Here is a 10,157-nt window from a genome sequence, read left to right as displayed (position 1 = left end):
ACACCGATCCGGTGTCCCCCTTCTGGTGAGCACACCTGCTTCTGGTGAGCACACCTGAGGACCTCTGAGGACACCCACATGTACAAATTCTTCTTCGACCTCGTCTTCAAGCGCATGGACCCGGAGCAGGCCCACTACACGGCCTTCCGCTGGATCCGCCTCGCGGCCCGCGTCCCGGTGCTGCGCACGTTCATCGCCGCCGTGCTCGCGCCGCGCCACAAGGAGCTGCGCACCGAGGCCCTGGGCCTGCGGATGCACGGCCCCTTCGGTCTCGCCGCCGGCTTCGACAAGAACGCCGTCGCGATCGACGGCATGTCGATGCTGGGCTTCGACCACATCGAGATCGGCACCGTCACGGGGGAGCCGCAGCCCGGCAACCCCAAGAAGCGGCTGTTCCGCCTCGTGCAGGACCGTGCGCTGATCAACCGCATGGGCTTCAACAACGAGGGCTCCGCGGCCGTGGCCGAGCGCCTGGGCGCCCGCAAGGCCGTCTTCAAGACCGTCGTGGGCGTCAACATCGGCAAGACCAAGGTGGTCCCCGAGGAGGAGGCCGCCGCCGACTACGTGAAGTCGACCGAGCGGCTCGCCGCCCACGCCGACTACCTCGTGGTGAACGTGTCGTCCCCCAACACCCCCGGCCTGCGCAACCTCCAGGCCACGGAGTCGCTGCGCCCGCTGCTCACCGCCGTACGCGAGGCGGCCGACCGCAGCGTCAGCGGGCGGCGCGTGCCGCTGCTCGTGAAGATCGCCCCCGACCTCGCGGACGAGGACATCGACGCGGTCGCCGACCTGGCCGTCGAGCTCGGCCTCGACGGCATCATCGCCACGAACACCACCATCGCGCGCGAAGGCCTCGGTTTGCAGTCCGAACCTTCGCTCTACGGAGAGACCGGCGGTCTGTCCGGGGCGCCCCTCAAGGAGCGCTCCCTAGAGGTCCTGCGCCGCCTCTACGCGCGCGTGGGCGACCGCATCACGCTCGTGGGCGTCGGCGGCATCGAGAACGCCGAGGACGCCTGGCAGCGGATCCTCGCGGGCGCCACCCTGGTGCAGGGCTACAGCGCCTTCATCTACGAGGGGCCCTTCTGGTCCCGCGCCATCCACAAGGGGCTCGCCGCACGCCTTCGGGCGAGCTCGTACGCCACCCTCGCCGAGGCCGTCGGCGCCGACGTAAGGAAGTCCGCATGAGCGCTCTGGAACCCTTCGGTACGCGTCTGCGCCACGCCATGGACGAGCGCGGGCCGCTCTGCGTCGGCATCGACCCGCACGCCTCCCTGCTGTCCGCCTGGGGCCTGAACGACGACATCGCCGGCCTGGAGCGGTTCACCGGGACCGTCGTCGAGGCGCTCGCCGGCACGGTGGCGGTCTTCAAGCCGCAGAGCGCGTTCTTCGAGCGCTTCGGCTCACGCGGCATCGCCGTACTGGAGAAGGCGGTCCAGGAGCTGCGCGTGGCCGGGGCCCTGGTGGTCATGGACGCCAAGCGCGGCGACATCGGCTCGACGATGGCCGCGTACGCCGAGACCTTCCTGCACAAGGACTCGCCGCTCTTCAGCGACGCCCTCACGGTCTCGCCCTACCTCGGCTACGGCTCGCTGAAGCCCGCCGTCGACCTCGCGCGCGAGAACGGCACCGGCCTCTTCGTGCTCGCCCTCACCTCCAACCCCGAGGGCGCCGAGGTGCAGCACGCGGTGCGCGAGGACGGCCGCACGATCGGCGCGACGATGCTCGGGCACCTGGCGCAGGAGAACGCGGGCGCGGAGCCTCTGGGGTCCTTCGGTGCCGTCGTGGGAGCCACGCTCGGGGACCTGTCCTCGTACGACCTCGCGATCAACGGTCCGCTGCTCGCTCCCGGCATCGGGGCGCAGGGCGCCACTCCGGCGGATCTGCCGGGGGTCTTCGGGTACGCCGTGCGCAACGTCGTGCCGAGCGTGAGCCGGGGTGTCCTGCGTCACGGTCCCGACGTGGTGGGCCTCCGCGTCGCCGCGAGCCGCTTCGCGGACGAGATCCGGGAGGCCGTCGCCTCGGCGTGAGGGTTTTCCGAGCGTCCCTGAGAGTGTTTTTCCGTCTTCGAACGACGTGTCCGGCCACGTCCTTACGTTTCGTTGATGGCTCACCGGACCAAATCCGGGGTGAAATGCCCGGAATGTACACCTCGGCAGAGGCTGACCAGGACTTTTCGTCTGTTCTCGCTGACTCCGGCGGCCATGCCCGCTAGTCTCCGACGAGAGCGAACGGGCAAGTGCGTTGCACGTTGCTCACCAGGTGTGGGGCGACTAGGTTCCTCACCGGTCCGTATCCGACAGTTCGACATCCGAGGTGACGTAGGCGTGGCTCTTCCGCCCCTTACCCCTGAACAGCGCGCAGCCGCGCTCGAAAAGGCCGCCGCGGCTCGCCGGGAGCGGGCCGAGGTCAAGAATCGACTCAAGCACTCCGGCGCCTCGCTTCATGAGGTCATCAAGCAGGGTCAGGAGAACGATGTCATCGGCAAGATGAAGGTCTCCGCCCTCCTGGAGTCCCTGCCGGGCGTGGGCAAGGTCCGCGCCAAGCAGATCATGGAGCGTCTTGGCATCTCCGAGAGCCGCCGTGTGCGCGGTCTCGGCTCCAACCAGATCGCCTCCTTGGAGCGTGAGTTCGGCGGTGGCGCTGCCTGACGTTCTCAGGCACTCCTGAGAACCTGGATAATCGCTGCATGGCTGCAACATCCCGGGGGACGACCCCCGTGCCCCCGGACGTACGTCCGCGGCTGACCGTGCTCTCCGGCCCCTCCGGGGTCGGCAAGAGCACGGTCGTCGCTCATATGCGCAAAGAACACCCCGAGGTCTGGCTCTCGGTCTCGGCCACGACCCGGAAGCCGCGCCCCGGCGAGAAGGACGGCGTCCACTACTTCTTCGTCTCCGACGATGAGATGGACAAGCTGATCGCCAACGGCGAGCTCCTGGAGTGGGCCGAGTTCGCGGGCAACCGCTACGGCACGCCGCGGGGTGCCGTCCTCCAGCGCCTGGAGGCGGGCGAGCCCGTCCTCCTGGAGATCGACCTGCAGGGTGCGCGCCTGGTCCGCGACTCGATGTCCGAGGCGCAGCTGGTCTTCCTCGCCCCGCCGAGCTGGGAGGAGCTGGTCCGCCGGCTCACCGGCCGCGGGACCGAGGCGCCCGAGGTCATCGAGCGCAGGCTCGGCGCGGCGAAGATCGAACTCGCCGCCGAGGCCGAGTTCGATACGACCCTGGTCAATACCTCCGTCGAGGATGTGGCGCGTGAGCTGCTAGCCTTGATGAAAGTTGTTTGATCTTCTTCATCCTCAGTAACCCGGTTTGATCTTCTCTTTCCATTTCGAAGGTCAATCCCCATCGGAAGGCAGAGAGTGTCCTCTTCCATCACTGCGCCCGAGGGCATCATCAACCCGCCGATTGATGAGCTCCTCGAAGCGACCGACTCGAAGTACAGCCTCGTGATCTACGCCGCCAAGCGCGCGCGCCAGATCAACGCGTACTACTCGCAGCTCGGTGAGGGCCTGCTGGAGTACGTCGGCCCGCTGGTGGACACGCACGTCCACGAGAAGCCGCTCTCGATCGCGCTCCGCGAGATCAACGCGGGTCTCCTGACGTCCGAGGCCATCGAGGGCCCGGCTCAGTAAGTAGTCGCAGTTCTTATCCGTAGTTCTCAGTTCTTCACCACAGGCCCGGCAGCGCGACTGCCGGGCCTGTGGTGTGTCATGGAGTCGTACGTTCCCGAGGTGCGGGGATCACGAGTGCGGGGAGGCACAGTGGGCAAGCCCAAGGTCGTTCTGGGGGTCAGCGGCGGAATCGCCGCGTACAAGGCCTGTGAGCTGCTGCGGCGGCTGACCGAGTCGGGCCATGACGTACGCGTCGTGCCGACCGCCTCGGCGCTGCACTTCGTGGGCGAGGCGACCTGGTCGGCGCTGTCCGGCAACCCGGTCTCGACCGAGGTGTGGGACTCCGTCCACGAGGTGCCGCACGTACGGATCGGCCAGTCCGCCGACGTCGTGATCGTCGCCCCCGCGACGGCCGACATGATGGCCAAGGCGGCCCACGGTCTCGCTGACGACCTCCTGACGAACACGCTCCTCACCGCCCGCTGTCCGGTGATCTTCGCGCCCGCCATGCACACGGAGATGTGGGAGCACCCGGCCACCCAGGAGAACGTCGCCACGCTGCGCCGCCGCGGCGCCCTCGTCGTCGAGCCCGCCGTAGGCCGTCTCACGGGCGTGGACACGGGCAAGGGCCGCTTCCCCGACCCGGTGGAGCTCTTCGAGGTCGTACGCCGTGTCCTGGCGCGCGGCGACCTCGGGCAGGACCTCGCGGGGCGACATGTCGTCGTCAGTGCGGGCGGGACGCGCGAGCCGCTCGACCCGGTCCGCTTCCTGGGCAACCGTTCCTCCGGCAAGCAGGGGTACGCCCTGGCCCGCAGCGCCGCGGCGCGGGGCGCCCGCGTCACCCTCGTGTCGGCGAACCCGGCACTTCCGGAGCCCGCGGGCGTCGACGTCGTGCCCGTCGGTACCGCCGTCCAGCTCCGCGAGGCGATGCTGAAGGCCTCGGCGGACGCCGACGCCGTGGTGATGGCCGCGGCGGTGGCCGATTTCCGTCCCGAGACGTACGCGACCGGGAAGATCAAGAAGAGGGACGGCCAGGAGCAGCCCCCGATCGCCCTGGTCCGCAACCCCGACATCCTCGCCGAACTCGCGGGCGAGCGGCCGCGCCCCGGCCAGATCGTGGTCGGGTTCGCGGCCGAGACGGACGACGTGCTCGCCAACGGCCGCGCCAAACTGGAGCGCAAGGGCTGTGACCTGCTCGTCGTCAACGAGGTGGGCGAGCGCAAGACGTTCGGCTCCGAGGAGAACGAGGCGGTCGTGCTCGGCGCGGACGGCAGCGAGACCCCCGTGCCGTACGGGCCGAAGGAAGCGCTCGCGGACACGGTCTGGGATCTCGTGGCTGAACGTATGCCGAAGAATTCCTGAAAGAATTGCGGCGCTCTCCGGACGAATCCCTGCCGAAACCCCACCGGACAGGGGCGAAAACCGGGGCGCGGATGTCACAATCGCACCACTGGGCGCCTCAAACCCGGGAAATTCGGGCGCGAGGCCCTCTGGTGGAGACCGATCGTCGTACCGCACAATGCAGTGCCGCAGGTCACAGCGCTCCCAAGTGGCGAGACACGTGGTCCGGCGGCCGAGTGCGACCGATAAACTGGTCTCGGACGACGCCGGGCGCAGCTCCCGGCCGTCCACCAATGATCAGCCAGCAGCCGCTGCAACCACAGGGAGCGATGTGTCCCGCCGTCTCTTCACCTCGGAGTCTGTGACCGAGGGTCACCCCGACAAGATCGCTGACCAGATCAGCGACACCATTCTCGACGCGCTTCTGCGGGAGGACCCGAAGTCCCGGGTCGCCGTGGAGACGTTGATCACCACCGGCCTGGTGCACGTGGCCGGCGAGGTGACGACCAAGGCGTACGCGCCGATCGCGCAGCTGGTGCGCGACAAGATCCTCGAGATCGGTTACGACTCCTCGAAGAAGGGCTTCGACGGCGCCTCCTGTGGCGTCTCGGTGTCCATCGGCTCGCAGTCCCCCGACATCGCGCAGGGCGTCGACACGGCGTACGAGCAGCGGGTCGAGGGCGACGAGGACGAGCTCGACAAGCAGGGCGCCGGCGACCAGGGCCTGATGTTCGGCTACGCCTGCGACGAGACGCCGGAGCTGATGCCGCTCCCGATCCACCTCGCGCACCGTCTCTCGCGCCGCCTGTCCGAGGTCCGCAAGAACGGGACCATCCCGTACCTGCGCCCCGACGGCAAGACCCAGGTCACCATCGAGTACGACGGCGACAAGGCCGTCCGCCTCGACACGGTCGTCGTCTCCTCCCAGCACGCCTCGGACATCGACCTGGACTCGCTCCTGGCCCCCGACATCCGTGAGTTCGTGGTCGAGGCCGAGCTGAAGGCGCTCCTCGACGACGGCATCAAGCTGGATACCGACGGCTACCGCCTGCTGGTCAACCCGACCGGACGCTTCGAGATCGGCGGCCCGATGGGCGACGCCGGTCTGACCGGCCGCAAGATCATCATCGACACGTACGGCGGCATGGCCCGCCACGGCGGCGGTGCCTTCTCCGGCAAGGACCCGTCCAAGGTCGACCGCAGCGCCGCCTACGCGATGCGCTGGGTCGCCAAGAACGTCGTCGCCGCGGGCCTCGCCGCCCGCTGCGAGGTCCAGGTCGCCTACGCGATCGGCAAGGCCGAGCCGGTGGGCCTGTTCGTGGAGACGTTCGGCACGGCCACGGTCGACACCGACAAGATCGAGGCCGCCATCTCCGACGTCTTCGACCTGCGCCCGGCCGCGATCATCCGCGACCTGGACCTGCTGCGCCCGATCTACGCCCAGACCGCCGCGTACGGCCACTTCGGCCGCGCGATCCCCGACTTCACGTGGGAGCGGACGGACCGGGTGGAGGCGTTGAGGAAGGCTGCGGGGCTGTAACGCCGCCTCGTTCGGCGAGTTCTGACGAAGCCCGGTGTCCCTGGTGGGGGCGCCGGGCTTCGTCGTGCCATGGCGGATATCGGGCTCGTGGCCGTGTCAGTGGGGTCTGGTAGGAATGCTGCTGTGAGCAGCGAGAATCGGAAGTCCGAGGGGTCCGGCGGGGCCGAGCCTCCGGAGCAGCTTGCGCTCATTCGGGACGCGGTGCGCAAGGCCGAGGTGCCGCGGGCCAAGCCGCGGACGTGGCGGGGGGCCGCGTTGGCGAAGAGTCTGCCGGTGGCCCGGGTGCTCGTGGACAAGGGGGTGCTGCATCTCGACCGGTACTTCGACTACGCCGTGCCCGAGGAGCTGGACGAGCAGGCTCAGCCCGGGGTGCGGGTGCGGGTGCGCTTCGGGGCCGGGGCGCGGAATGTGCGGGGCGGGCGGCGTGAGGGCGGTGGACTGATCGACGGGTTTCTCGTCGAGCGGGTCGCCGAGACCGACTACTCCGGGCCGCTGGCCGCGCTCGCGCAGGTCGTGTCGCCCGAGCCCGTGCTCGACGGTGAACTGCTCGGGCTGGCGCGCGCCGTGGCCGATCGGTATGCGGGGAGCCTCGCCGATGTGCTGCAGCTGGCCGTTCCGCCTCGGCATGCACGGGCCGAAGCGCGGAAGTCGGGGGAGGCTCCGGCGCCGCCGGTCGCGCCCGAGGCGGGATCCTGGCGGCGGTATGGGCACGGGGCCGAGTTCTTGGGGGCGCTGGCTTCCGGGGGTGCGCCTCGGGCCGTGTGGACCGCCCTTCCCGGTCCTGAGTGGGCGGAGGAGATCGCCAGGGCCGTGCAGGCGACGCTCGCTTCGGGGCGGGGGGCGCTTGTCGTGGTGCCTGCCGGCCGGCCCGCGGCGCGGGTGGACGCGGCGCTGACCCAGCTGATGGGGGCGGGGCAGCACGCTCTGCTCACCGCTGACGTGGGGCAGGAGAAGCGGTATCGGGAGTGGCTCTCCGTGCGGCGCGGTGCCGTGCGGGCCGTGGTGGGCACCCGGGCGGCGATGTTCGCCCCGGTGCGGAATCTCGGTCTTGTCGTGATCTGGGACGACGGCGATGCCAGCCACAGCGATGACAACGCCCCCTTCCCGCATGTGCGTGAGGTGCTCGAACTGCGGGCCTCGCGGGACAAGTGCGGTTTTCTGCTGGGGAGTTGGAGTTGCACCGTCGAGGCCGCGCAGCTGGTGGAGAGCGGATGGGCGGCGCCACTGATCGCCGACCGCGAGCAGGTACGGGGGGCCGCCCCGCTCGTACGGACCGTGGGGGACGGCGACCTGGCCCGGGACGAGGCCGCCCGGGCCGCCCGGCTTCCCACGCTGGCCTGGAACGTGGTGCGGGAGGGACTGAAGCACGGTCCCGTCCTGGTGCAGGTGCCCCGGCGGGGGTATGTCCCGCGCCTCGCGTGCGAAAGGTGCAGGGAGCCCGCGCGGTGCCGGCACTGTGCGGGGCCGTTGGAGGCGCGGGACGGCGGCGGGCTGTGGTGCGGCTGGTGCGGGGTGGAGGAAGGTGCCTGGCACTGCGGGGAGTGCGGGGGGTTCCGGCTGCGGGCGCAGATCGTGGGGGCGCGGCGTACGGCCGAGGAGCTGGGGCGGGCGTTTCCCGCGGTGCCGGTGCGGACGTCCGGGCGTGAGCAGGTCCTCGACACCGTGACGGGGACTCCCGCGTTGGTGGTGAGCACGCCGGGGGCGGAGCCTGTCGCCGAGGGCGGTTACGCCGCCGCCCTGCTGCTCGACGGGTGGGCCATGCTGGGGCGGCCCGACCTGCGGGCCGGGGAGGAAGCGTTGCGGCGGTGGATCGGGGCGTCTTCGCTGGTGCGGCCCCAGGGGGAGGGCGGGACCGTGGTGGTCGTCGCCGAGCCGACCCTGCGGCCCGTGCAGGCGCTTGTGCGGTGGGACCCCGTGGGGCATGCGGTGCGGGAGCTTGCCGAGCGGGCCGAACTGGGGTTTCCGCCCGTGTCGCGGATGGCCTCCGTGGCGGGGACGGCGGAGGCGCTCTCCGGGTTTCTCGCCGCGGCCGAACTGCCGGGGGACGCGGTGGTGTTGGGCCCCGTTCCCGTGCCGGAGGCGGGCCCCGGGCCGGCCCGGCGGGTGGGGGCTGCGCCGGCCGGGGAGCGGTGGGAGCGGGTTCTGATCAGGGTGCCGCCGGGCAGCGGCGCCGCGCTCGCCGCTTCGCTGAAGGTGGCGCAGGCCGCGCGGATGGCGCGGGGGGCGGCGGAGCCGGTGCGGATTCGGGTGGACCCGCTGGACATCGGCTAGGGCTCTCACCCGGCTTCCCGCCGGGGGGTGCCTCTATGTCTTTCGTCAAGCGAGGCGTGGGGTTCTGGGTTCGTAGAAGGTGCCGTCGCGGAGCATTGCAAACAGCACGTTGATCCGTTGTCGGGCGAGGCGGAGGAGCGCTTGGGTGTGGGTTTTTCCTCTGGCCCGGCATTTGTCGTAATAGGTGCGGGAGGCAGGATCGTGCAGGGCAGCGAACGCGGACAGGAACATCGCGCGTTTGAGCTGCCGGTTGCCGCCCCGTGGGGCGTGTTCGCCGTGGATCGAGGTCCCGGAGGACTTGGTGGTGGGGGCGAGGCCGGCGTAGGAGGCGAGGTGGGCGGCGGTGGGGAAGCTGGTGCCGTCGCCGACGGTGACCAGCAGTGCGGCGGCGGTCCTGACGCCGACGCCGGGCAGCGACGTCAGGACCTTGGAAAGAGGGTGGTCCTCCAGCAGGGCTGCGATCTGGGATTCTGCCGCCCGTCGTTGCTCGTGAACGGCGCCGAGCGAGCGGGCCAGCGAGGGGATCACGATGTCCAGGGTGCCGGTGCCCGGGACCACGACGGTCTGCTCGTCGAGTGCATCGAAGACGTCGTCGATCAGCCGTTTTGCCATGCGCGGGGCTTTGGGCCGGACCACCTCAACCAGCCTGCGGCGTCCGGCTCTTCGCAGCGCGGCTGGGGATCCGTAGCGTTCCAGCAGCCAGGTGACCGCCGGGTGATCCAGACGCGGGCCCAGGACCCGTTCCAGGGACGGGTGGAACTGGGTGAGCAGGCCCCGGATCCGGTTGGATGTGCGGGTGGCCTCGGCCGCCAGGTCCTGGTCGAAGCCGACGAGGACGGTGAGCTCGGCGGTGATCTCGTCGGTCAGCTGAAGCGAGCGAAGGGTGTGCGGCATGGTGCGGGCGGCGTCCGCGATGACGGCCGCGTCGCGGGCATCGGTCTTTGCCTCGCCCGGGTAGAGGTCAGCGATCCGTCGCATCGAAAGGCCCGGCAGGTAGGCGACCTGGCAGCCCGTGTCGCGGGCCACTGTCAGCGGCAGAGCGCCGATCGAGGCCGGCTGGTCCACGACGACCAGGACGGTGCCGAACTTCTCGCGGAGCTTGTCGAAGACCTGCCGCAGCTTCGGTTCGGTGTTGGGCAGTTGCTTGTCGAAGACTTTCTTGCCGGCCGGGGTGAGTCCGTGTCCGTGGTGAGCGCTCTTCCCCACGTCCAGGCCCAGGAAGACGCCTATCTCGTCGTACTCGTTCAAACCGTCCTCCCGAACGGACGTTGTGCGTGCTGGCCTGGGCGTTGGCGTCGTGCGCGCATCCACGTTATGCAGACCTGCCGCCTGCGAAGGACCGGGCATTGCGCTCGGCCGGGCGGTAGTCGGACCTCTCATCAGCGTCTCCAACGGCGC

9 protein-coding genes are annotated in these 10,157 nt (G+C 70.2%); 8 read left to right on the top strand and 1 reads right to left on the bottom strand.

From position 1 onward, the window contains the following. Positions 1–78: 78 nt before the first annotated feature. The 8 genes from ABXJ52_RS06125 (at position 79) to ABXJ52_RS06090 (ending at position 8,759) form a co-directional block, all read left to right on the top strand. Positions 79–1,185: a quinone-dependent dihydroorotate dehydrogenase gene (locus tag ABXJ52_RS06125; RefSeq protein ID WP_367039914.1), complete on the top strand. Its 1,107-nt coding sequence runs from the start codon at positions 79–81 to the stop codon at positions 1,183–1,185. Beyond that, a complete protein-coding gene (gene pyrF, locus ABXJ52_RS06120) occupies positions 1,182–2,027 on the top strand; it encodes an orotidine-5'-phosphate decarboxylase (protein WP_367039913.1) in 846 nt (281 codons plus the stop codon). Before ABXJ52_RS06125 ends, pyrF begins: the two co-directional genes overlap by 4 nt. 297 nt (positions 2,028–2,324) lie before the next feature. Further along, entirely contained in the window at positions 2,325–2,648 is a 324-nt protein-coding gene (locus tag ABXJ52_RS06115; RefSeq protein ID WP_005319887.1) for an integration host factor, read from the top strand. A gap of 38 nt (positions 2,649–2,686) precedes the next feature. After that, a complete protein-coding gene (gene gmk, locus ABXJ52_RS06110; protein WP_367039911.1) occupies positions 2,687–3,280 on the top strand; it encodes a guanylate kinase in 594 nt (197 codons plus the stop codon). A gap of 75 nt (positions 3,281–3,355) precedes the next feature. Next, positions 3,356–3,628, top strand: a complete 273-nt coding sequence (rpoZ, locus tag ABXJ52_RS06105) for a DNA-directed RNA polymerase subunit omega (protein WP_005319902.1) — start codon at positions 3,356–3,358, stop codon at positions 3,626–3,628. Positions 3,629–3,757: 129 nt separating this feature from the next. Beyond that, positions 3,758–4,969 carry a bifunctional phosphopantothenoylcysteine decarboxylase/phosphopantothenate--cysteine ligase CoaBC gene (gene coaBC, locus ABXJ52_RS06100; protein ID WP_367039906.1) on the top strand — a complete coding sequence of 404 codons (1,212 nt, stop codon included), beginning with the start codon at positions 3,758–3,760 and terminating at the stop codon, positions 4,967–4,969. A 310-nt stretch (positions 4,970–5,279) separates the two neighbouring features. Beyond that, a complete protein-coding gene (gene metK / locus ABXJ52_RS06095; protein ID WP_367039904.1) occupies positions 5,280–6,488 on the top strand; it encodes a methionine adenosyltransferase in 1,209 nt (402 codons plus the stop codon). Positions 6,489–6,611: 123 nt separating this feature from the next. Continuing rightward, positions 6,612–8,759, top strand: coding sequence for a primosomal protein N' (locus ABXJ52_RS06090; protein WP_367039902.1), 2,148 nt, complete (start codon positions 6,612–6,614; stop codon positions 8,757–8,759). A 45-nt stretch (positions 8,760–8,804) separates the two neighbouring features. Here ABXJ52_RS06090 and ABXJ52_RS06085 read toward each other — a convergent pair whose 3' ends face one another. Then, positions 8,805–10,007: an IS110 family transposase gene (locus ABXJ52_RS06085; RefSeq protein WP_367039900.1), complete on the bottom strand. Its 1,203-nt coding sequence runs from the start codon at positions 10,005–10,007 to the stop codon at positions 8,805–8,807. Positions 10,008–10,157: the final 150 nt, after the last annotated feature.

The organism is Streptomyces sp. Je 1-332 (assembly GCF_040730185.1).
GTDB lineage: Bacteria > Actinomycetota > Actinomycetes > Streptomycetales > Streptomycetaceae > Streptomyces.
The sequence above is the reverse complement of the archived record's forward strand: the minus strand, read 5'-3'. Positions and strand labels throughout refer to the sequence as shown.